Raw genomic sequence first — 20,914 nt, 5'->3', positions numbered from 1 at the left:
AGAGCTCCCGAGGTTTCAGGATTGCTGTGCCTGTGCTTCGAGTTCGGTGATGCGTTTCTTGAGCGCGCGCTCTTCCTGGAAGCGCGCCGTTTCGTCGCGAATCACAGCGACGATACCGTTGAGTTCGCCCTGCGGCGAGTGCAGCAGCGCCACGGTGAAGGCAATGGAAAGCGCCTTGCCCGCCTTGTCCACGGCTGGCACGCGCAGCACGTCGTTGCCGTAGCGCGTCTGTCCGGTCGCCATCGTCTTGTGATAGCCCTCCCAGTGGCGCCCGCGCAGCCGCTCGGGAATGATCAGGTCGAGCGTCTTGCCGAGCGCTTCTTCCTGCGTATAGCCGAACATGCGCGTAGCCGCCGGATTCCAGTAAGTGATATCGCCGGCTGCGTCGGAGATGACAATGGCATCCCCAATGGCGTTTGCGAGCTGCTCGAAATCGATGGCGGATTGCATGGCGATGACTATGTGGGGTAAGTCGTTTGTCGTCGTCGCGCGGCATGCATTGCTCATGCCGCGCGGCGTCCTGCCTGCCAGTCTGGTATTGCAGTGTTGCGCGGGTGCGGCGTTGGCCGCGCCCGCTTTCTACGTACTGCGTTCAGCTTGGGGAACGCACAGCGGACTTCAAACTGCGCGCGTCTCGTGCAGCGCCGCGATCTGCTGCGGCGTGTAGCCGAGGCCGGCCAGCACCTCGTCGGTATGCTCGCCGAGCAGCGGCGAACCCGTGATCTCCGGTTTCAGGTCCGAGAACTTGATCGGGCTGCCCACCGTGAGGTACGAGCCGCGCTCCTTGTGCGGCACTTCGACGATAGTACCGCTAGCGCGCAGCGAAGCGTCATCCGCAATTTCCTTCATGCTGAGCACCGGGGCGCACGGAATGTCGAACTTGCGCAGAATGTCGACCGCTTCGTACTTGGTCTTGTCGGCGAGCCAGGCTTCGATCGTCGCGAAGATGTCGAAAATATGCGGCTGGCGCGCCTGTGCCGTGTTGTAGTTCGGGTCGTCGATCCACTCCGGCTTGCCGAGTGCGCGGCAGATCGGCTCCCACGCGTGGCCCTGCACCGTGAAATAGATGTACGCGTTCGGATCCGTTTCCCAGCCCTTGCACTTGAGCACCCAGCCCGGCTGGCCGCCGCCGCCTGCGTTGCCGCCGCGCGGCACCACGTCGCTGAACGAGCCGTGCGGGTACTGCGGATATTCCTCGAGGTAGCCCACGCGGTCCAGACGCTGCTGGTCGCGCAGCTTCACGCGGCACAGGTTGATCACGCTGTCCTGCATCGACACGGCCACCTTCTGGCCCTTACCGGTTTTGTCGCGGCCGATCAGCGCCGTAAGAATGCCGATGGCGAGGTGCATGCCGGTGTTGCTGTCGCCGAGCGCCGCCGCGCTGACCGTGGGCGGACCGTCCCAGAAGCCCGTGGTCGAAGCTGCGCCGCCCGCGCACTGCGCGACGTTCTCATAGACCTTGAGGTCGTCGTAGTGGTGGCCTTCGCTGAAGCCCTTCACCGAAGCGACGATCATCTTCGGGTTCAGTTCGTTGATGCGCTCCCACGTGAAGCCCATGCGGTCCAGCGCGCCGGGGCCGAAGTTCTCGACCATCACGTCCGACTCGCGAATCAGCTTTTCCAGCACTTCCTTGCCTTCGGGCTTCTTCGTGTCGAGCGTGAGCGAGCGCTTGTTGCTGTTGAGCATCGTGAAATACAGCGCGTCTGCGCCGGGAATATCGCGCAATTGCGAACGCGTCACGTCGCCTGAACCCGGGCGCTCTACCTTGATCACGTCCGCGCCGAACCACGCGAGCATCTGCGTGCAAGCGGGACCGGCCTGTACGTGCGTGAAGTCGATGATCTTGATTCCGTCGAGGGGCTTGCTCATTTCTCGTATCTCCTGGTCTATCTGATCTACCTGATCGATGGGGGCTTATTTCTTCATGGCCGCGCTTTGCGGATTCAGATTCGTGAGGCGACCGCTTTCGGTCCCGGCCGATTCGTCGATGACTGCGTTGATCAACGTGGGCTTGCCCGACGCGATGGCTTCGAGCAGCGCGCTCGTGAGTTCCTCCGGCGTGGTCGCCTGATAGCCGATGCCGCCGAACGCCTCGATCATCTTGTCGTAGCGCGCGTTCTTCACGAACACCGTGGGCGCCACGTCGCAGCCGCCGCTCGGGTTGACGTCCGTGCCGCGATATACGCCGTTGTTGTTGAAGACGATGGTGCAGACCGGCAGGTTGTAGCGGCAGATCGTTTCGAGTTCCATGCCCGAGAAGCCGAACGCGCTGTCACCTTCGATCGCCACGACCTGCGTGCCGCTCGTTACCGCTGCGCCGACCGCGAAGCCCATGCCGATGCCCATGATCCCCCACGTGCCCGAGTCGAAGCGCTTGCGCGGCTGATACATGTCGATGATGCTGCGCGCGTAGTCGAGCGTGTTCGCGCCTTCGTTGACCACGTTGATGTCGGGGCGCGTCTTGAGCACGTCGCGGATGGCGCGCAGCGCGCTGTGGAAGTTCATCGGCGACGGATTCTTCGCGAGCGTCGCGGCCATCTTTTCGAGGTTCTTGTTCTTGCGCTCGGCCACCGCATCGAGCCACTCTGCCGGCGGCTTCGGGAAGTCGTTGCCGAGGCCTGCGACGAGCGCTTCCACGCACGAACCGATGTCGCCGATCACCGGCGCTTCGATGGCGACGTTGCTATCGATTTCGGTCGGCGCAATGTCGATCTGCACGAACTTTTTCGGTCCGGCTTCCGCGCCCCAGGTCTTGCCCTTGCCGTGCGAGAGCAGCCAGTTCAGGCGCGCGCCGATCAGCACCACGGCATCCGACTCGGCCAGCACGAACGAGCGCGCGGCCGATGCCGATTGCTCGTGCGTGTCGGGCAGCAGACCCTTGGCCATCGACATCGGCAGATACGGAATGCCGCTCTTTTCGACCAGTGCGCGGATCTGCGCGTCGGCCTGGGCGTAGGCGGCGCCCTTGCCGAGCAGGATCAGCGGACGCTTCGCATTCCTGATGACGTCGAGTGCGCGCTGCACGGCGTCCGGTGCGGGAATCTGGCGCGGCGCGGCGTCGACCACCTTGATGAGCGACTGCTGGCCCTTCACGGCGTCGATGGTCTGCGCGAGCAGCTTGGCCGGCAGGTCGAGATACACGCCGCCCGGGCGGCCCGAGACCGCAGCGCGAATCGCACGCGCCACGCCAACGCCAATGTCTTCCGCGTGCAGCACACGAAACGCAGCCTTGGCATAGGGCTTCGCGGCGTTGAGCTGGTCCATCTCTTCGTAATCGCCCTGCTGCAGGTCGACGATCTCGCGCTCGCTCGAGCCGCTGATGAGGATCATCGGGAAGCAGTTCGTGGTCGCGTTGGCCAGTGCCGTCAGGCCGTTCAGGAAGCCCGGCGCGGAAACGGTCAGGCAGATGCCCGGCTTCTTCGTCATGTAGCCCGCCACGGCCGCGGCGTTACCGGCGTTCTGCTCATGCCGGAAGCCGATGAAGCGCATGCCCTCGGCCTGCGCGAGACGCGCGAGATCGGTAATCGGAATACCGACGAGACCGAAGATCGTGTCGATATCGTTGAGTTTCAGCGCGTCGATGACGAGATGAAAACCATCGGTCGTTTGCTGCGCTTGCGGCACAGGGTTCTGCTGTGCCTCGTTGATGCCTGCTTCTGCCATGACGTCTCCTCTTTGGCGGGGCGTAGTGTGATTCGTGATATACAATATTCCACACACAATATTAGTCAAGACGTTTTTTTACGGATGCTACGTTTGCTGCACTGCGTCGCACCGCGCTGCCCCGATGCCGGCTCACGCGATCGCTCGCAAAGCGGCAAACTTTGATGCGGCACACCATGGGCGAGTTCTTTCAATCAACCCAAACGTCCCAACGAATTTGTTACGGACTCCATACTTTTCTTTCAGCATCGCGACGCTCATTCAGACGATTTGCGGATCGATGCCGCTTGCTCATGCGCCGAGCCGATGTGTATCGGCGGCTCGACACGGCGCGCGCTACGCTTCAGTCCAGAAAATCGCAGTTGGCTTCCACGAACAGCGCGAGTTCTATCGAGTGTTGCCGCACGAGCTGCTCGACGCGTTCGGTGTCGCGCGCCTCGAGCGCTTCGATAATGCGCATGTGCTCCACGATCGAGCGCGACGCACGATCGCTCTGCGCGATCGTCATGCGCCGGATCGCACGCACATGCATGAAGATGTTCTTGATGGTGTCGACGATGATGGGCGACTTCGAAAGCTCCACCAGCGACTGGTGGAACATGATGTTCGCCTCCGAGTACTCCTCTATATGGTCCGAGGGCGTCGAATCGCCGAAGGTCGCGAACATGCGCCGCAGACCTGCAATGTCGTCGTCCGAAGCGCGTTGGGTGGCCAGGCGCGCGGCGATGCTTTCGAGCGCGGCCCACATATAGATCATCTCCACGATCTCTTTGCGCGTCTTGCGCAAGATGTAAACACCGCGACGGGGCACCGTGCGTAGGAAGCCCTCCTGCTCCAGCAGCGTCATCGCTTCGCGCACCGGTGTGCGGCTCACGCCCAGCTTTTCGGTCAGTTCCTTCTCATCCAGACGGATCTCGTCTCGCGAGCGGTAGATGTCGGTTTCGGCAATGGCCTGCTTGAGCTTCGCGTAAGCCTGATCGCGCAGCGAAGCGGTCGCGTTGATCGGCTCCAGCGTCAAGGTGACCGGGGGCATCGCGGTGACGAATTCTCTTTCGGCGGACATCGGTCGTTTGTCTCCAACGTTCTGTTTAGCCGTTACTGCTGGGGAATTTCATATTTCCAATACAATATATCAGCAGAACGCTCGTGACTAAGCGGGGTTTACGCGTAACCGGCGCGCATTTCTCACGATTCGCGGGTTTGCCCTCGATACATAGCTTTCTACTTATATTTTTCTAAAAAAACTTTAACTATCGTTTATTCATTGGCGCTTCTACTCTTGCTTCACGGTACTCGACACGAGGAGACAGCCATGAGCCACCTGGACACCCGCCACGATCATCAACTGGAAGCGCAACTGTGCGCGTTCAATACGGCATTTGCCGAACTGGGCCTGCGTTTTCGCTGGGACGCGCGCACGCTCTACTCGCTCGCCTCGGTCGCCGGTGAACATGCGCGCGTCGCCGCTTATATCGAAGCGAATCACTCGCATCTGCTGAAGGCGTACAGCATGGAATTTCTGTGCGAGGCGATTCTCGCTCGCAAGAACGCGCAGGCGCCGGGCGAGTGGCCGCTGGCAGCGCCCGCCCCACGCAGTTCGCAGGAATGGGGGATGGCCGCCGCCATGGAGCAGGATTGGCGCGAAGGCGGTTTGCCCGCGCTCGCAGGCGCGTAACACTTGCGCACGTATGCGCGAGCCCGATAAAGACGAAACCCGTCTGGATTCGTCGCGCTCTAACGCGCGATCCAGACGGGTTCGGTAGTGAAGGACAACTAAGGGGTACTAGGCAGGCCTGCGCGCTCAGGTGTTGCTGCGGGCCTCGGCCTCTTCCTCCTGCAGCTTGCGCCACAGAATCTTGCCGCTACCCGATTTCGGCAGCGCCTCGACGAACTGCACGATGCGCGGCGCCTTGTACGCCGCCATGTTGTCGTGCGCCCAGGCGATGATGTCGTCTTCATTCACGCTGCCGACCTGCTTCGGGTCGAGTACGACGACCGCCTTCACGGTCTCGCCGCGGCGCGCGTCCTGCGTACCGATGATGCACACCTCGTTGATTGCGGGGTGCCGGTACATCAGCGCTTCGACCTCGGCCGGCCAGACCTTGTAGCCCGACGCGTTGATCATGCGTTTGAGGCGATCGGTCATGAAGTAATAGCCTTCCTCGTCGCGCCGTACGAGATCGCCCGTGCGCAGGAAGCGCTTGCCGTCGCGTTCGATGAACGCTTCGCTCGTCGCCTTGGGGTTGCGCCAGTAGCCCCGCATCACCTGCGGCGCGTTCATGATCAGCTCGCCCGATTCGCCGGGCGGCAACTCTTCCAGCGTAATCGGATCGACCACACGCGAGTCGACGTCGAACACCGGAATGCCGAGACACTGCGGCTTGGGACGCTGCGGCGGATTGATATGGGTGCCCGCCATGGTTTCCGACATGCCATAGCCTTCGACGAAGTCGAGCCCGGTCAGATCCTTGAGCTTCTTCACCACCGCGTCGGGCATTGTCGCGCCGCCGCCGCGCATCCAGGCGAGGCTCGACAAGTCGTACTCGTGAATGCGCGGGTTCGAGATGAAGTCCACCACCATCGTCGAGATCGCCTGCCAGCCGTTGATGCGGTAGTGCTCGATCGCACGCGCCGCGGCGTCGCGATCCCAGCGCGGCAACAACACCACGGTCGAGCCGTTGTAGATCGGGCTGTTCATGCCGCCCTGCATGCCTGTTACGTGAAAGAGCGGCAACACGGAAAGTTGTACGGCATCCTGATTACTGCCGAACCAGTTGCAACCGCCCACGGCTGTCGCCATCACGCTGCGATGCGTATGCATGCAGCCTTTGGGCTTGCCCGTGGTGCCCGAGGTGTACGGCATCACGCAGAGATCGTCGGCGCCGGCGGTGAGCGCGCCGGGCACGCAGCGCGCCTCGAGCACGTCGGCCCAGTGCGCGACACCCGGACCACTGACACAGCGCGGCGCGCTCACGAATTCGGGCGGCGGCGAAAACGGCTCGCACTTCAGATAGTCGCTATACGTCGCAACGAGCAGGTGCTTGAGGCCATCGCCCTCGCCTTCCTGCACGAGCGGCGCAATACGCGCATAGAGATCCTGTGCGACGAAAGCGGTCGTCGCGCCGCTGTCTTCCACGTAGTGCGCGAGCTCCTCGGTGAGATTCATCGGATTGACCGGCACGACCACGGCGTTGGCGCGCAGGATGCCGTAGTAAGCGATGACCCATTGCGGGCTGTTCTGCATGTAGAGCAACACGCGGTCGCCGGCCTTCACGCCGCACGCTTGCTGCAGATACCCGGCTACACGCTCCGCCTCGTCCTTGAACTGCGCGAACGTAACGGGCGTGTCGTAGAAGACGATGAACGGTTTGTCGGGATAGCGCGCCGCCGAAACCTCTGCGTTATAGAAAAGGTTCGTCTGCGGAATGCTCAGATGCGGCGAAAGTTGCGCGGGCCAATGGGGCGATGTCGAGGAAGGCGAATTTACGGAATGCGTCGGGGCAGACGTGGACATGGCAAGCTCCGTCGGGCAAGACAGGTGAAGCACGCGGCCGCCAGCCGCGCGCAGCGGCGTGACGCCACGTACCATGCGAAATCAGACGATGCTCGCGCCGCCATCGACGGCGAGATACTGGCCCGTCATATGCCGCGACGCCTGGCTCGCAAGAAACACCACGGCGCCCTTGAGATCGTCGTCGTCGCCGAGACGGTGTAGCGGCGTATGGTCGATCACCACCTGCCCCAGCTTGTCGAGCAGGCCGGCCGACATCTTCGAGGGAAAGAAGCCCGGGCAGATCGCATTCACGTTGATGTTGTACTTGCCCCATTCGGCCGCCAGCGCGCGCGTGAAATTGATGGCCGCCGCCTTCGAGGTGTTGTACGCGATGGTCTGCATGGGCCCGAGCGAGCCCTTCAGCCCGGCAATCGAAGCCACGTTGATGATCTTGCCACGCTGGCGCGGGATCATGCTGCGCTTGCCCACTTCGCGCGCGAGGAAGAACGGCGCGTTCACGTTCAGGTTCATGACCTTGTGCCACGCCTCGTCGGGGTAGTCCTCCGCGGGGGCGCCCCACGTAGCGCCCGCATTGTTCACGAGGATGTCGATCTGACCGCAGACCGCGAGCGTCTCGTCCACGAGCGGCTTGACGGCTTCGGCGCGCTGCAGATCGCTCACGATCGTGGTCGCCTTGATGCCGAGCGCCTGCAAATGGCTCGCCGCCTCGGCGAGTTCGTCGGCCTTGCGCGCGGTAATCACCACATGGCAGCCCATCTCGCCTAGCGCCTGCGCCATCTGCAAACCCAGCCCGCGCGAGCCGCCGGTGATGAGTGCGACCTGACCACCCAGCTCGAACATTTCCCTGACCCGCATGCTTTCGTCTCCTTGATGTCTGTCGACCGGCCGAAGTTCCGCATTGCGGAACGCGATGAGATGCCGACGATTCTAGCGGGGCCCGCCGGCCACGAAAATAGGGAAAAGCACGACCGTTCATTAAATAACATTTGTGCTTTTGCGTCCGGCTCTATGCGGCCTGAGTTGTCTCAGAAACGAAATGCACCAGTAGATACTTGCACGCGCAACCGTTGCAATCGCGCGACAGCCAGCGTTTTCAGCCTTTTATCGAGCGTCTATCATCGGCCCCCGGTCAGCATCCACTGGCTCGGCATACACGCAATACGGCCCCGGCACCCCGGCGGTCCGAACAACTTACAACACGCAGCAGAAGAAAAAGGATCCCATCGTGAGACATACCCAGATTGCATCGGCCATCGGCGGCGTTGCCCTCGCTCTCGCTTGCCAGCACAGCTTCGCGCAAAGCTCGGTCACGCTGTACGGCATCGTCGACACCAGCATCCGTTACCTCACGAACGCTAACGCGCACAACGACAACGAGCTGCAGATGACGCAGGGCCCGATCACCGGCAGCCGTTGGGGCCTGAAGGGCTCCGAGGACCTCGGCGGCGGCCTGTCTGCCGTCTTCCGCCTCGAAAACGGCTTCAACCTCTGGAACGGCCAACTGGCAAGCTCGAATACGCTGTTCAACCGGATGGCGTACGTCGGGGTATCGAGCAGCCAGTACGGCACGGTCACGATGGGCCATCAGAACACGCCGCTGTTCGATCAGCTCGGTAACACCTTCGACCCGCTGACCGTCGGCAACTTCGACCAGGATGGCTGGCTGCCGGGTGCACTCGGCTACGGTCTGCGCGAGAACAATTCGGTCAAGTACGACGGCAAGTTCGGCGGCCTCGAAGTCGAAGGCATGTACAGCTTCGGCGGCGTGGCCGGCAGCGTCGGCGCGAGCAACATGTACGGCTTCACGGCCACCTACGCGGCCGGTCCGGTCCAGTTGCTCGCGGGCTACCAGCAGAACAGCGACGCGCACAACAACAAGTACCGCGTGGCCAACCTCGGCGCGGTCTATGCGCTCGGTTCGGTTCACCTGTACGGCGGCTGGCTGTGGGGTCAGGACAATACGGGCGTGGTGGACCAGTACATGGCAGCCGCGAACTCGCCCGCGGCGATCAACTTCATGAACCCTGTGACGAAAACCAACCGTATCGACAACGGCCTCTATGCCGGCGCAACGTGGCAGGTCACCTCGCCGCTCCTGCTGACGGCTGCGTACTACTACGACCACGCCAAGAACGGCCTGAACGAAGACGGCGTGACGCTCAGCACCGGCGTGCGCTACTCGGCCGTGATGCTGGCCGAATACTCACTGTCGAAGCGCACCGAAGTGTATGGCACGGTCGACTTCATGCGCGGCACCGGCTCGGCAACCGCCGACTTCCCGGGCCGCAACAATCAGACCGGTGTCGCAGTCGGTTTCCGCAACATCTTCTAATAGCGGATTGCATCGCCGGGTCTGACGACCGGCACAGCGGCGGCGCCGCGCTTTCGGGCGCAGCGCCGCCGTTTTTTTGCGCCCATTCTCCTGAGCGGCGCCCCGACAGCGCCAGTCCCGCGATATCTCAGATTCGTCTGATTCCCCTGCAGGATGGCGTCGATAGAATTTTTCTGTCTCCCAGAAACGTTCGATGTCAGGCCGCCCCATGTCCCAATCCGCCCAGGAAAAACTTCTCGCAGCCTTCGAAGCCCACGCGCACGCGCCCGACAACACGGGCCTGCTCATGCAGATCTGTGAAACGCTGGTGCAATCGCGGCGCGACGAGCAGATGCTGCCCTGGGCCGACAAAGGACTCGCGCTCGACCCCGAGCATCGCGGGTTCATCCATGCGCGAGGCCGCGCGTTGCGCCTGCGCGGGCGTCACGCCGAGGCAGCCGCCAACTGGCTCGCGCATCAGTCGTTACCGTGGAGCCCGCTTTTCTGCGAAGCGCGGATCGGACGCGACCTCTATCTGAGCGGCGAAACGCAGCGCGCCATCGACCACCTCGAAACCGCGTTGAGCCGCCATCCGGCGGACCTCTCGCGAGACGCGCTAAGGGCGCGCAAGTGGCTGGCCGAAGCGTTGCTGAGCCTCGGCGACACGCGCGGGTTCACACATTGGCTCGAACGCAATCGCGGCGACAGCGGCAACTATCGTTACGCCGAAGCGCCGATGTGGAGCGGCCAGCGCGACCTGCGCGGCGAGCGCGTGCTCGTGACGCACCAGATGGGCTTTGGCGACCAGTTCCTGTTGTTCGCGTGCGTGCGCCAGTGGCGTGACGCGGGCGCCGAAATCATGCTCACGTGCGACCACGCGATACATGGCCTCGTGCATGCTTCCTTGCCCGGGTGCACCGTGCTTGGCACCGCGCGCCCGCTTGCGGTGAGCGCGCCCCTGCCGCCCGAAACGCACGACACGATCAAGGCATTCGCGCCGACGCTGCAGGCCACACTGCTCCACCTGCCACTGCTCGCAGCCGCCGATTCACCGCGGCCCCAACCGTATTTCGACGCTTATCTGCGTGCGCCCGCGGCAGCGCGCGAACGGGCGTCCACGTGGTCGCAAACGTTGCGTGCGCACGCGCCAGGCAAACGCCTTGTCGGCCTCTTCTGGGACTGCGCGCAACAGCACGCCTCGGAAATCGGCAGCAAGGAGCGTTGCTGGGCCGGCTTGCGCAGCGTGCCGCTCGAGCAAATCGAGCGCCTGACGACCCACCCCGCGCTCACGCGCGAAGTCCAGTTCGTCAGCCTGCACCACCCCGCCGCCGAACTGGCGAACGGCACGCCCCGTGGCGCGGTGAGTCACTACGGGCCCGGCATTGCGAGCTTTGCCGATACGGCGGCCTGCATCGAGCAGCTCGACGCCGTGTTGAGCGTGGACGCCGTCGCCGCAAACCTGAGCGCAATGCTCGGCAAACCCACCGCCGTGCTCGTCAACCCGACCGGCGAATGGCGCTGGGGCCAGACGGGCGCACGCACGCCGTGGATGAGCGCGGCAACGGTCCTGCGCCAGACGCAAATGGGCGAATGGCACGACGTCATCTCGCGCGCCATCGGCTGGTTACTTCGCAGCTAAATCGCGCGACAGGCATCGTGTGATTTTTCAAGGCAAACGAGCGGGCAAATGCCCGCTCGTTTGCTTTGGTTCATCGACATCCCTTTAATGCATTCGCTCATTTAATTGCCTGCACATTCATTACGTTTTAATTACGATTAAAACAAAATGCTTTCGCATATAGCCGAACTTCCCAGGGATTACTACGGGGTGTAGTCAAGAAGCATGCAAATGTTTAACGCCGGGCGTACACTGCTCGCGCACGGCCCGTTACGGGGGGGCCGCTCCAAGCGACACAACCAAGCCACACAACGCAATGCCGACACGTGCATGAGATCGCGACAAGCGCCAAAACGCCAACCGCGATCGACAGGAGACATGGCATTGCCCTAGTTTCACAGGAGAAGAATCAACATGAGCTGGACGCGTGAACAGAAGAACGTCACGATCGCGGCGTACCTGGGATGGACGCTCGATGCATTCGATTTCTTTCTGATGGTTTTCGTTCTGAAAGACATCGCCACCGAATTCAACACCAAAATCCCGGCAGTGGCTTTTGCCATTACGCTGACACTGGCCATGCGCCCGCTCGGCGCGCTGATATTCGGCCGACTCGCCGACAAATACGGCCGCCGCCCCACGCTGATGATCAACATCGCGTGCTATTCCCTGCTCGAACTGCTCACGGGCTTTTCGCCCAACCTGACCACCTTCATCGTCCTGCGCGCGCTCTTCGGCGTCGCGATGGGCGGCGAATGGGGCGTGGGCTCCGCGCTCACCATGGAAACCATTCCGCCCAAGTCGCGCGGCATCGTTTCCGGCCTGCTGCAGGCGGGCTATCCGAGCGGGTATTTGCTCGCCTCGATCGTGTTTGGCGTCCTGTATCAGCACATCGGCTGGCGTGGCATGTTCTTCGTCGGCGTGCTGCCTGCGCTGCTCGTGGTCTATGTGCGTTTGCACGTGCCCGAGTCGCCGGCCTTCAAGGAGATGCAAAAGCGCGCGCGTCCGAGCCTCATCAGCACGCTCAAGCACAACTGGAAGCTTTCCCTCTACGCCATCGTGCTGATGACGGCGTTCAACTTCTTCTCGCACGGCACGCAGGATCTGTATCCGACCTTCCTGCGCGAACAGCATCACTTCGATCCGCACACGGTTTCGATCATCACCATCGTGCTCAATATCGGCGCGATCGTAGGCGGCCTCTTCTTCGGGCAGATGTCTGAAAAAATCGGACGCCGCAAGGCCATCTTCATCGCCGCGCTGATCGCGCTGCCCGTGCTGCCGCTGTGGGCATTCTCGCAAGGCCCCGTGCTGCTCGCACTCGGCGCGTTCCTCATGCAGATTTCGGTGCAAGGCGCGTGGGGGGTGATCCCGGTGCACCTCAACGAAATTTCGCCTGACGAAGTGCGTGCGACCTTCCCTGGCCTCGTCTACCAGCTCGGTAACCTGTTCGCTTCGGTGAACGCCACGCTGCAGGCTTCGCTTGCCGAAACGCACAACCAGGACTATGCAATGGCCATGGCGATCGTCGCCGGTACGGTCGCCGTTGTGATCGCCGTGCTGATCCCGTTCAGCCGCGAACGTCGAGGCATCGACATGACGCAGACCGCGAAAGAGGTGTCCGGCGTCTGACGTGCGGGCGGCCCCGTAACGCCGCGCTGCAGCAACACAATAAAGGCCGTGCCGGGTTCACCCGCACGGCCTTTTTGCTGATCTTGACCGGCGCCCGCATTCGCACACCGGGTAAGACCTCCTGGCTGCACGGCGCGTGGCGTTGCATGATGTAAGCGAACAGGCATTTGCAGTCGGTTGATATACCGCCCGGAGGTCCACCATGAGCGAAACGCCCCAGCCCGATCCGGCGAGCCCTGTGGCAGTCTCCGCTCAGGCAGCGGCCCCAGCTACGGCGCCGCCAGCTAAGGCGCTCCCAGCTACGGCGCCGCCACCCAATACCGACGGCATCTGGTACGCCTCGTACCCTCCCGGCGTGCCGCACGAAATTGGCGCAAGCCAGTACGCCTCGCTCACACACTTCTTCGACGACTGCACGGCGCGCTTTGGCGAGCGCGTCGCCTATGTGAGCGCGGGCTCGCCGATGACCTACGCCGCGCTCGCCCGCAAAGCCACGGCGTTCGCGTCCTGGCTGCAAGGCGCGGGTGTACAGCGAGGCGAGCGTGTCGCGATCATGCTGCCCAACACCTTGCAGTATCCGGTTGCTCTCTTCGGCGCACTCAAGGCGGGTGCGGTGGTCGTCAACGTCAATCCGCTCTACACCGTGCGCGAACTTGCGCATCAGTTGCAGGACAGCGGCGCGCAGACCATCGTCGTGTTCGAGAATTTCGCGGCCACGCTCGAAGCGGCCCTGCCCGGCACGCAGGTGCAACGCATCGTCGTGACGGCGCTTGGCGACTTGCTCGGCGAGGGCGTGAACCTCAAGGGCCGCTTCATCAACGTCATGCTGCGCCACGTGAAGAAGATGGTGCCGCCCTACCACCTTCCGCACGCCGTGCGTCTTCTCGATGCGCTCGCGCACAGCGCGCGTGCACCGCACGCCCCGGTGGCGACGCGCGCCGAGGACCTCGCGTTCCTGCAATACACGGGCGGTACCACGGGTGTCGCGAAGGGTGCAATGCTCACGCACGGCAACGTGCTCGCGAACGTGCAGCAGGCAAAGGCCTGGGTCGGCAACCAGCTCGACGCCAAGGCCGAGACGGTGCTCACACCGTTGCCGCTCTATCACATCTATTCGCTCACCATCAATGCGCTGATCTTCCTCGCACTCGGCGGCCGCAACATCCTGATCGCCAATCCGCGCGACATGAAGCGCGTCATGAAGGTGCTGCGGCACGAGACGTTCAGTTGCATCAGCGCGGTCAACACGCTCTATAGCGCACTGCTCGATAACGCGGAGTTCCGCGAGCGCGACTTCTCGGGCCTCAAGCTCGCGATGGCGGGCGGCATGGCCATGCAGAAAGCCATCGCCGACCGCTTCCGGGCCGTGACGGGCAAGTCAGTCGTGGAAGGCTATGGGCTCACCGAATGCTCGCCGATCGTCTCGATGAATCCCGTCGATGTCGAACGCCTGGACGCGGGCCAGGCGCATCCGGAAGGCTCCATCGGGCTGCCCGCACCTTCCACGCAGGTGCGCTTTCGGAAGGACGACGGCACGTGGGCCGGCATCGGCGAACCCGGCGAGCTCTGCGTGAAGGGCCCGCAAGTGATGAAGGGCTACTGGAATCGTCCGGACGAAACGGCAAAGGTGTTTGCCGATGGATGGCTCACGACCGGCGACATCGGCGTGATGGATGCGCGCGGCTATATCCGCCTTGTCGACCGCAAGAAGGACATGATTCTCGTGTCGGGATTCAACGTGTATCCGAACGAGATCGAGGACGTGCTGGCAATGCACCCCGGCGTGCGCGAGGTGGCCGCGATCGGCGTGCCGGATCCGGTGCAGGGCGAGCGCGTGAAGGTATTCGTCGTGAAGCGCGACCCCGCCCTCACGGAAGACGCGCTGATCCAGTTCTGCCGCCAGCAGCTCACGGGCTACAAGGTGCCGCGCCTCGTGGAGTTCCGCGAGTCCCTGCCGCAATCGACCATCGGCAAGATCCTGCGCCGCCAGTTGCGCGACGAGGAAATCGCGAAAACCGCGAAGACCCCTTAGACACGAGACGCTGAAGCAAGAGCGCCAGGAAACGATAAGGTCTACCAGGCAGCGTTGCGAAACGTCACCCCGCGCGCGTTTGCGAGGCGCTCAAGCACGAAGCGATCCGATGGGCGCAATGCGCCTATCAAGGCCGCGCCGGGCTCGAGCCGCCGCGCGATCCGCGCGTGCCACAAGGTGCCGATGTCGTCGTCCGCCACGCCGCCGCCATGATCGCCTATGGCCCACGCAACGCATCCCGCGCACGCCGCCTCTTGCGCGAGCACGCGGCCTCGCGCGAGCGCCGGGTCGAACACCACGCCATTTGCCGAATTCAACACCGCACTCGCACGAGGCGGGCGTTCGCCCAACGCAACCCGCAGCGCATGCGTCTGCCAAGCCGCGCCAAATGCCACGGCACCTACATCGCAGAGAAAAGCCCGCCTGTCCATCTAGCCCTCCGTGCGCCCTCCTGCCGATCGCTACGCAGTCCTGAAGTGAATCGGTCACGTATAGCCGCGTTGCGCGCGCCACGCCGCGGGCCAGACGCCCTGCTTGCCCGGCGAGAGCACGCCCTGTGGATCGAGCGCATCCTTCACGGTTTGCGCGAGCCGCAACAGCGCGCCGTCGTTGAACGCGTACTGCGCCGCGGCGTAATCCATGTAGAGCAGATGCGAACGGTATACGCCGTAGCCGGCCGCGCCCGCGTCGCTCATCAGCGCACGTAGCAGGTCGCCCGCGCGCGCCGCGTCGTCACGGCGCTCGCGCGCGAAGATCGCCGCGAATACATGATGCAGATAGCGCCCCGCCGCGGTGAAACCGCCGTAGTAATCGAAACCGTACTCGGCCGCGCGCGCCTTGACGAGCGCATACTGGCGCAGCGCGTCGCGGCCGTCGGCGGGACATAGCGGCGAGAAGTCCACATGCGCGCCCTCGCCGCCGCGCCAGTCGAGCATGCGAAACGCGCTCATCGCCGGAATGCCCGCCAGATTGCGATCCGCGCCACCCTGCGGTTCTTCGCCTTCCACATAGCGCCGCGCAGAAAAACGCACGCCAGGTACACCAGCGAACGCACGCTCGACAATGCGCCGCTCCATGTCGATGACCTCGGGCGCGCCATAAAGCGCGTAGTGCAAATTCCAGCGGCCGACGCCCAGGTCGCGCTGCATGGCGGCGACGGCGGCCTCGGGCATCGCGCCCTCGCCTTCGTACCAGCGCGAGCGTGGCGCAAGGCTCGCGGCACGCCGGATTGCGCCTTCGATCGCGGCGTGCTGACGTATCGTGCCGCCGAGCTGCAGTGCGCGCAGCGTATCAACGAGCACGCCGAGATCGTCCTCGCGCGCAAACTGGATCTCGCCAATCACGAACGCCTGCGGCGCCGGCATGAGCCAGAGTCCCATCTTCGTGACGACGCCGTAGTTCGACTGCGTAAAGAGCGCGTCGAACGACGGCCCGTAGCCGGGCCTGTAAAGTTGCCACGCCGTGCCGTTTTCGATCGCACCCATACCGGTGCGTACCACGTCGCCGTTGGCGAGCACGACTTCCATGCCGCACTGCGACGCGGCGTGGTCGCCGTAGGCGGTCGTGCCGAAGCCGCGCTCGAGCGTGTTGCCGACCACGCTGCCCCAGCCCGCTGCGGGCGGATCGACCCACAGGCGCACATGCTGCTCACGCAGGTGTGCATGCAGATCGAAATAACTCACGCCGGGCTCGACGCGCGCCCACGCGAGACGCTCGTCGACTTCGAGAATGCGGTTCAGGCGCTGCAGGTCGAGCACGACCGAGCCCGCGAGGCGCGGTGCGGCGCCGCCATAGGCGAAGTTGCGTCCCGTGGAAACGGTCCAGAGCGGCACGCGCGTTTCGTTCGCCACGCGCAGGATCGCGCGGATCTCTTCGACACTCGCGGGGAGGATCGCGGCCGACGGCGCGAAGGCATGGGCATCGGCAACCGGCACGAACGGGTCGAAATACGGCTCGAGCGAGGCGCCGCCACGGCAGACGTTCGGCGCGCCGACAATGCTTTCGAACGCGGCGAGTGCGCGCGCGAAACGGGCCTCGTCGATGCCGGGTGGCAAGGTCGGCGCGGCGTCGTTCATCGGCCCGCTCCGCTGGCGTCGCTCATCGAAACCACTCGTCACCACTGCCCGGGCTTGCCGCCCAGCGCGCCGCAGACCTCCAGCGCGATCTCGTGCAGCTTCGGTTCCGTCTGCGGTCCCGAGAGCGCATAGCCCGTGCGTTCGGTGCTCCAGTAGAACGTGCGGCGATTGCCGTCGCGCAAGAGACGTACGGGGTCACGCTCCGCGGCCGAACCAGCCACGTAGAGCGTGAGGCGCTCGCCTGCATCGTTCTCGTACATGAACTGCGCCGCCGGACCCGTGTTGCCGGGCAACAGACGTCCGCCTACGAGCGTATAACCATACTCCGCGAGCGACGGCACCGAAAGCGGCTTGCCGAGGCGCTTCGAGAGCCACGCGACGAGATGCGCCTCGTCGGCGGCACCCACTTCCACGGGATGCCGCTGCTCCGGCGAATAGACCGCATAGGCGATGTCGGCGCGGCGCGCGAACGCTTCGGGCGTTTCGCTGCGTACGGCCCCCGGCGCCAAATCGGCGAGCCGTTCTGGCGCGAGACCCGCGAGCTGCGGCACGACCAGGGCGGCCGTCACCGAGAGCCCTGCGCCCACTGCCACCCACGCCGCCGCGATACCCGCGCGCCACCACCACGGCACGCGCGGACGCAGCACGAGCACGGCAGGCGTGGCGGCGTCGGCACCGGGCACCGCACCCTCGCCAGACACGCGCGAGCCTTCGCACAAGGCCTTCAGCGCGGCCTTCTGCGCGCGCCAGGCCGCGACACGCGCCGCCGCGCGCGGATCGTTCGCGAGGTGCGCCTGCAGCGCTTCGCGCTCGCCCGCGGGCAGTTCGCCGTCGACGAAAGCGCCCAGCATCGCAAGATCCTCTTCAGCGCCGCTGTCAGGGGCACCAGGCGGCGCGCCATCGCGTTCGTGGCCGAGATCGTCGTCATTCATCGTAGCGTCCCCACCACCCTGAGCGGCGTCGCGCGTTGCGCCGACTCGCGGCCCGGATCCTGCACCGGGCCCGTATCGAGCAACGCGCGCAGATGCTCGCGCGCCCGCGAGAGCCGCGACATCACCGTGCCCGCCGGCACCCCGAGCACCGCCGACGCCTCGCTGTAGCTCAACTCCTCCACACACACGAGCAGCAGCACCTCGCGCTGCGCCGCCGGCAACGCATAGAGCGCCCGCTGCAGATCGCGCAGCACGAGCCCATCCACTTCGCCGTGCGGCGCTTCGAGCGTGCGCCACGGCGCGGCTTCGTCGTCCACCGCGATCTCGCGCCGGCCGCGCAACTGGTCGATGTAGAGATGGCGCAGGATCGTGAACAGCCACGCGCGCAGATTGCTTTGCGGTCGAAACGAAGTCCAGCGCGAGAGCGCGCGCTCCGCGGCGTCCTGCACGAGGTCGTCAGCCCACGCGGCGTCGCCGGTCAGGGCGCGCGCATAGCGTCGCATCGGCGCGAGTTGCGCCACGACCTGTGCTTCGAACTCCGGCGACGGTTGAAGCAACACGCCGCACGCCGCTCAGTAGCCACCGCCCGACGAGCCGCCCGAACTGGTCGACGACGCCCCGCCCGGATTCATGTCGCCACAGGCAGTGAGGCCCGCACCCGCAACGCCGGCCAGCGCCGCCCAGACGACATACGCAAGAACTTTGCGAAACCGCTCCATGATTCCCTCCATTGAGGTCCATCGCCGATATCGCGTAAAACGTTGCAGCCGGTGCGCTTATTCCGCGCAAGCAGCGATTTCGCTTTTCGTGCGCCGCCGCGCCCGCCATCCACGGCCGACCAGTTGCCAATAAAGTGCCAATACGGCGCTCCGACGTGCGCCGCCGCACGGAACGCAGCCCTCGCGCACCGCGAGAATCGTCGCAAGCGGATCGACATGCATCGTGCAGCCGAGCGATGCGCCGCGGTACCAAACTTCAAGCCGGCCGTGAATCGGTCGAGCATGGCCGGCCGTCATGGACTACGCTGTGAGGGTGAGCGCATGCGCGTCGAAACGTCACGGGTCTGAGAACACGAGTGACATATCGTCAGCAGGTCTCGCCCTCGAAAACCACTGTCGCTGAATATTGCAACCTGTCATCCGGGCGCCCGCTTCCCAGCGGCCGACGACAAGGGACGCAGCGATGCATTTTTCGTCAATCTGCGGTTGCGGCCGCGAGCCGGTATAGTTCTGCAGTAAGCTTATTCCCCGCACGCGCGCTTCGCCGACACAAGGTAGAATCGCGGCGAGCAAACGTTTCCAACTGATTGCGGCATTGCGCCGCCTGGCCAAATCTAGTCCATGCCTTCCGCAGAATCGCACCCGCAAAACGACTTCATGAACGCCGCGCGTAAGGAAAGAAAGCGCGTCGAAATCTATCTGGTCAACGGCATTCGCCTGACCGGATGCATCGAGTCGTTCGATCAGTACCTGGTGATGCTGCGCACGCCCGTTGGCCTGCAAGGCATCTACAAGCGCGCCATTTCGACCATCCAGCTCGACACCGGCACCCGGCCGGGTCCGCGCCCGGGCGGCGCTCGCAGCTCGCACGGCGAGCATACGAGCCGCGGCCCGCACGGCAGCCATGGCGGCCATGGTCCGCGTGAACAACGAGAACCGCGTGAATCGCGCGAGCCGCGCGAAAACTGGTCGGCGCCGTCCGGCGCACCTTCGGGTGCACCGGGCAACGACCGTGCGTCCCAGGACGGCCCGGTCGTCGTCACGCGCCGCCGCCGCCTCTATGGAGCGGTGAATAACGGCGGCAACGGCGGCGAAGGCTCGGGCAACAGCTAAGCCGCTGCGCGCTGGCGCGCTCGTTGCACGCCGCGCCGGTTTTCAGGACAGTACGGGCGCGCCACGGCGCGCCCGCTCTTTTGCGCGCGCTTCGTCGAGTTCACCGCAGTTGCGCTTTTGCGCCTCGTTCTGCGCCTCAAATCGGCCTGGCAGTCGTCGCTCACGGCCACGATCCTGGCTTTGCGTTATTCTGAACATGACGCCTATCGCCAGGGAGACCGCTATGAGCGCATCCAAGCCGAAAGCCCCGCAGCCCTCGCAGGAAGACCCGCTCGACGAAGCACTCGACGAAACCTTCCCCGCGAGCGATCCGATCGCCGTGGACCCTTCGCCCACCCGCTCGCAACCCAAGCCTCATTCCGCAGACGAATCCCACAAGGGCCGCGACACGCATCGCCACGGCAAGCACTGAGCGCGCCCGGCACGGTCGCGGCATGAAAAAAGGCGGAGCGCCATTGGCGCTCCGCCTTTTGCGTGTCGCATCTGCAGTCTCGCAAGACTGGACGCCAAACGGGCGCCCAAGCCATACCGCGTACTGTTGATCAGCGGATCGGCAGACCGCCTTCAACCTGTTGCTGCAACTCGCGCACCTGACGCTGCACCGTGCGCAGTTGCGCCTGGGCGGCCGTCTTCTGCGCCTGCAACGCGTTCGCCTGATCGCGGCCCTGCTTCTGCTGGTCCGCGACGAGCGCCTGCTGTTCGCGCGCGATAGCCAGATCCGCCTGGAGCCGGTTCGCATGATCCTGCGTGAGCGCGATCATGCGGTCCGTGAAAGCCTTCTGCGCTTCAAGGCGCGTGCGGCGGATTTCCACTTCGGCAAGCTGCGCCGACTTCATCGCGAAGTCGCGATAGATCGCTTCAGCACGCGTCTCGTCGCTCGTCTTGATCACGCGCCAGAACGTCTTGTTCTGGAACAGCGTGACGTAGTACGTCATTTCCTTGCCGTAAAACAGCAAGCTCGCGCCATACGAGCCGTTGTACGTCGTACGCAACTCGGCGAGATCCGAACCTCGCAGCATCTGCTGCAACTCGGCAACGTTGCCTGCGGCGTTCTGCTTCGCTTCATCCGGCGTGAGTACGCCCGGCTGGATCGCTGCGCTCGCTGCCGTAGGCAACGCAGCGGTTGCTACCTGCTCGTCCTGCACTGCGGGTGCGGCGGTGGTCTGTGCTACGGGCGCCGCTACTGCTGGATTGTCAGGCGGCGTCTGTGCGCAGCCCGTACCGATACCCCCGACTAACACCAGCACCGCCAAGGCGGTGCGACGAACTCTCCACTTGTAGTCCATGTAGTACCTGCTTTGAACA

General features: G+C 64.3%; 19 protein-coding genes. 7 read left to right on the top strand and 12 right to left on the bottom strand.

The features are described from left to right. Positions 1-15 precede the first annotated feature (15 nt). From U5A58_RS28890 to U5A58_RS28875, 4 genes are all read right to left on the bottom strand, one after another. Positions 16-450, bottom strand: coding sequence for a PAS domain S-box protein (locus tag U5A58_RS28890; protein WP_321914253.1), 435 nt, complete (start codon positions 448-450; stop codon positions 16-18). Positions 451-618: 168 nt separating this feature from the next. After that, positions 619-1,869: a formyl-CoA transferase gene (frc, locus tag U5A58_RS28885; RefSeq protein WP_321914252.1), complete on the bottom strand. Its 1,251-nt coding sequence runs from the start codon at positions 1,867-1,869 to the stop codon at positions 619-621. A 45-nt stretch (positions 1,870-1,914) separates the two neighbouring features. Continuing rightward, the gene (gene oxc / locus U5A58_RS28880; protein ID WP_321914251.1) at positions 1,915-3,663 is read right to left on the bottom strand and encodes an oxalyl-CoA decarboxylase; all 1,749 of its coding nucleotides are present in this window, start codon (positions 3,661-3,663) and stop codon (positions 1,915-1,917) included. A gap of 343 nt (positions 3,664-4,006) precedes the next feature. Beyond that, positions 4,007-4,726, bottom strand: coding sequence for a GntR family transcriptional regulator (locus tag U5A58_RS28875; RefSeq protein WP_321936744.1), 720 nt, complete (start codon positions 4,724-4,726; stop codon positions 4,007-4,009). A 249-nt stretch (positions 4,727-4,975) separates the two neighbouring features. On the opposite strand from U5A58_RS28875, the gene U5A58_RS28870 reads away from it, so the two are divergent. Beyond that, complete coding sequence (locus U5A58_RS28870; protein ID WP_321963956.1) at positions 4,976-5,338, top strand: hypothetical protein; 363 nt, start codon at positions 4,976-4,978, stop codon at positions 5,336-5,338. A 126-nt stretch (positions 5,339-5,464) separates the two neighbouring features. Here the strand turns inward: U5A58_RS28870 and U5A58_RS28865 are convergent, their stop codons facing one another. Next, a complete protein-coding gene (locus tag U5A58_RS28865; RefSeq protein WP_321963955.1) occupies positions 5,465-7,177 on the bottom strand; it encodes a long-chain fatty acid--CoA ligase in 1,713 nt (570 codons plus the stop codon). 81 nt (positions 7,178-7,258) lie between these two features. Next, the gene (locus tag U5A58_RS28860) at positions 7,259-8,032 is read right to left on the bottom strand and encodes an SDR family oxidoreductase (protein ID WP_321963954.1); all 774 of its coding nucleotides are present in this window, start codon (positions 8,030-8,032) and stop codon (positions 7,259-7,261) included. 367 nt (positions 8,033-8,399) lie between these two features. Here U5A58_RS28860 and U5A58_RS28855 point away from each other — a divergent pair, with 367 nt between their 5' ends. From U5A58_RS28855 to U5A58_RS28840, 4 genes are all read left to right on the top strand, one after another. Continuing rightward, on the top strand, positions 8,400-9,509 hold the full coding sequence (locus U5A58_RS28855; protein WP_321964019.1) for a porin: 1,110 nt from the start codon (positions 8,400-8,402) through the stop codon (positions 9,507-9,509). Between the two features lie 208 nt (positions 9,510-9,717). Next, positions 9,718-11,127 (top strand): hypothetical protein, encoded by a 1,410-nt coding sequence (locus U5A58_RS28850; protein ID WP_321963953.1) that lies wholly within the window; start codon positions 9,718-9,720, stop codon positions 11,125-11,127. 393 nt (positions 11,128-11,520) lie between these two features. Next, the gene (locus U5A58_RS28845) at positions 11,521-12,738 is read left to right on the top strand and encodes an MFS transporter (protein ID WP_321914245.1); all 1,218 of its coding nucleotides are present in this window, start codon (positions 11,521-11,523) and stop codon (positions 12,736-12,738) included. 202 nt (positions 12,739-12,940) lie between these two features. Further along, complete coding sequence (locus tag U5A58_RS28840) at positions 12,941-14,770, top strand: AMP-binding protein (RefSeq protein WP_321963952.1); 1,830 nt, start codon at positions 12,941-12,943, stop codon at positions 14,768-14,770. A 41-nt stretch (positions 14,771-14,811) separates the two neighbouring features. On the opposite strand, the gene U5A58_RS28835 is transcribed toward U5A58_RS28840, so the two are convergent. From U5A58_RS28835 to U5A58_RS28815, 5 genes are all read right to left on the bottom strand, one after another. After that, positions 14,812-15,087, bottom strand: coding sequence for a hypothetical protein (locus U5A58_RS28835; RefSeq protein ID WP_321963951.1), 276 nt, complete (start codon positions 15,085-15,087; stop codon positions 14,812-14,814). A 168-nt stretch (positions 15,088-15,255) separates the two neighbouring features. Beyond that, positions 15,256-16,845 (bottom strand): FAD-binding oxidoreductase, encoded by a 1,590-nt coding sequence (locus tag U5A58_RS28830; protein ID WP_321963950.1) that lies wholly within the window; start codon positions 16,843-16,845, stop codon positions 15,256-15,258. A gap of 38 nt (positions 16,846-16,883) precedes the next feature. Continuing rightward, on the bottom strand, positions 16,884-17,777 hold the full coding sequence (locus U5A58_RS28825) for an anti-sigma factor family protein (RefSeq protein WP_415774309.1): 894 nt from the start codon (positions 17,775-17,777) through the stop codon (positions 16,884-16,886). Further along, entirely contained in the window at positions 17,774-18,337 is a 564-nt protein-coding gene (locus tag U5A58_RS28820; RefSeq protein ID WP_415774308.1) for a sigma-70 family RNA polymerase sigma factor, read from the bottom strand. The genes U5A58_RS28825 and U5A58_RS28820 overlap by 4 nt, the downstream gene beginning before the upstream one ends. A gap of 12 nt (positions 18,338-18,349) precedes the next feature. Beyond that, positions 18,350-18,496, bottom strand: a complete 147-nt coding sequence (locus U5A58_RS28815; protein WP_321963949.1) for a hypothetical protein — start codon at positions 18,494-18,496, stop codon at positions 18,350-18,352. Positions 18,497-19,117: 621 nt separating this feature from the next. Here U5A58_RS28815 and hfq point away from each other — a divergent pair. Together hfq and U5A58_RS28805 are read left to right on the top strand one after the other, a co-directional pair. Next, complete coding sequence (hfq, locus tag U5A58_RS28810) at positions 19,118-19,609, top strand: RNA chaperone Hfq (RefSeq protein WP_321914240.1); 492 nt, start codon at positions 19,118-19,120, stop codon at positions 19,607-19,609. 223 nt (positions 19,610-19,832) lie between these two features. Further along, on the top strand, positions 19,833-20,021 hold the full coding sequence (locus tag U5A58_RS28805) for a hypothetical protein (RefSeq protein ID WP_321963948.1): 189 nt from the start codon (positions 19,833-19,835) through the stop codon (positions 20,019-20,021). Positions 20,022-20,151: 130 nt separating this feature from the next. Here U5A58_RS28805 and U5A58_RS28800 read toward each other — a convergent pair whose 3' ends face one another. Then, the gene (locus U5A58_RS28800; protein ID WP_321963947.1) at positions 20,152-20,895 is read right to left on the bottom strand and encodes a DUF2968 domain-containing protein; all 744 of its coding nucleotides are present in this window, start codon (positions 20,893-20,895) and stop codon (positions 20,152-20,154) included. Between the last annotated feature and the right edge of the window lie 19 nt (positions 20,896-20,914).

Source organism: Paraburkholderia sp. J7, from assembly GCF_905220155.1.
Classification (GTDB): Bacteria; Pseudomonadota; Gammaproteobacteria; order Burkholderiales; family Burkholderiaceae; genus Paraburkholderia.
The sequence above is the reverse complement of the archived record's forward strand: the minus strand, read 5'-3'. Positions and strand labels throughout refer to the sequence as shown.

Coding starts and splice junctions, on each gene's coding strand:
- U5A58_RS28825 (WP_415774309.1), bottom strand. CDS start 17,777: ATGAATGACGACGATCTCGGCCACGAACGCGATGGCGCGCCGCCTGGT.
- oxc (WP_321914251.1), bottom strand. CDS start 3,663: ATGGCAGAAGCAGGCATCAACGAGGCACAGCAGAACCCTGTGCCGCAA.
- U5A58_RS28805 (WP_321963948.1), top strand. CDS start 19,833: ATGAGCGCATCCAAGCCGAAAGCCCCGCAGCCCTCGCAGGAAGACCCG.
- U5A58_RS28815 (WP_321963949.1), bottom strand. CDS start 18,496: ATGGAGCGGTTTCGCAAAGTTCTTGCGTATGTCGTCTGGGCGGCGCTG.
- U5A58_RS28865 (WP_321963955.1), bottom strand. CDS start 7,177: ATGTCCACGTCTGCCCCGACGCATTCCGTAAATTCGCCTTCCTCGACA.
- U5A58_RS28850 (WP_321963953.1), top strand. CDS start 9,718: ATGTCCCAATCCGCCCAGGAAAAACTTCTCGCAGCCTTCGAAGCCCAC.
- U5A58_RS28800 (WP_321963947.1), bottom strand. CDS start 20,895: ATGGACTACAAGTGGAGAGTTCGTCGCACCGCCTTGGCGGTGCTGGTG.
- U5A58_RS28830 (WP_321963950.1), bottom strand. CDS start 16,845: ATGAACGACGCCGCGCCGACCTTGCCACCCGGCATCGACGAGGCCCGT.
- U5A58_RS28890 (WP_321914253.1), bottom strand. CDS start 450: ATGCAATCCGCCATCGATTTCGAGCAGCTCGCAAACGCCATTGGGGAT.
- U5A58_RS28860 (WP_321963954.1), bottom strand. CDS start 8,032: ATGCGGGTCAGGGAAATGTTCGAGCTGGGTGGTCAGGTCGCACTCATC.
- U5A58_RS28840 (WP_321963952.1), top strand. CDS start 12,941: ATGAGCGAAACGCCCCAGCCCGATCCGGCGAGCCCTGTGGCAGTCTCC.
- U5A58_RS28845 (WP_321914245.1), top strand. CDS start 11,521: ATGAGCTGGACGCGTGAACAGAAGAACGTCACGATCGCGGCGTACCTG.
- U5A58_RS28875 (WP_321936744.1), bottom strand. CDS start 4,726: ATGTCCGCCGAAAGAGAATTCGTCACCGCGATGCCCCCGGTCACCTTG.
- frc (WP_321914252.1), bottom strand. CDS start 1,869: ATGAGCAAGCCCCTCGACGGAATCAAGATCATCGACTTCACGCACGTA.
- U5A58_RS28870 (WP_321963956.1), top strand. CDS start 4,976: ATGAGCCACCTGGACACCCGCCACGATCATCAACTGGAAGCGCAACTG.
- hfq (WP_321914240.1), top strand. CDS start 19,118: ATGCCTTCCGCAGAATCGCACCCGCAAAACGACTTCATGAACGCCGCG.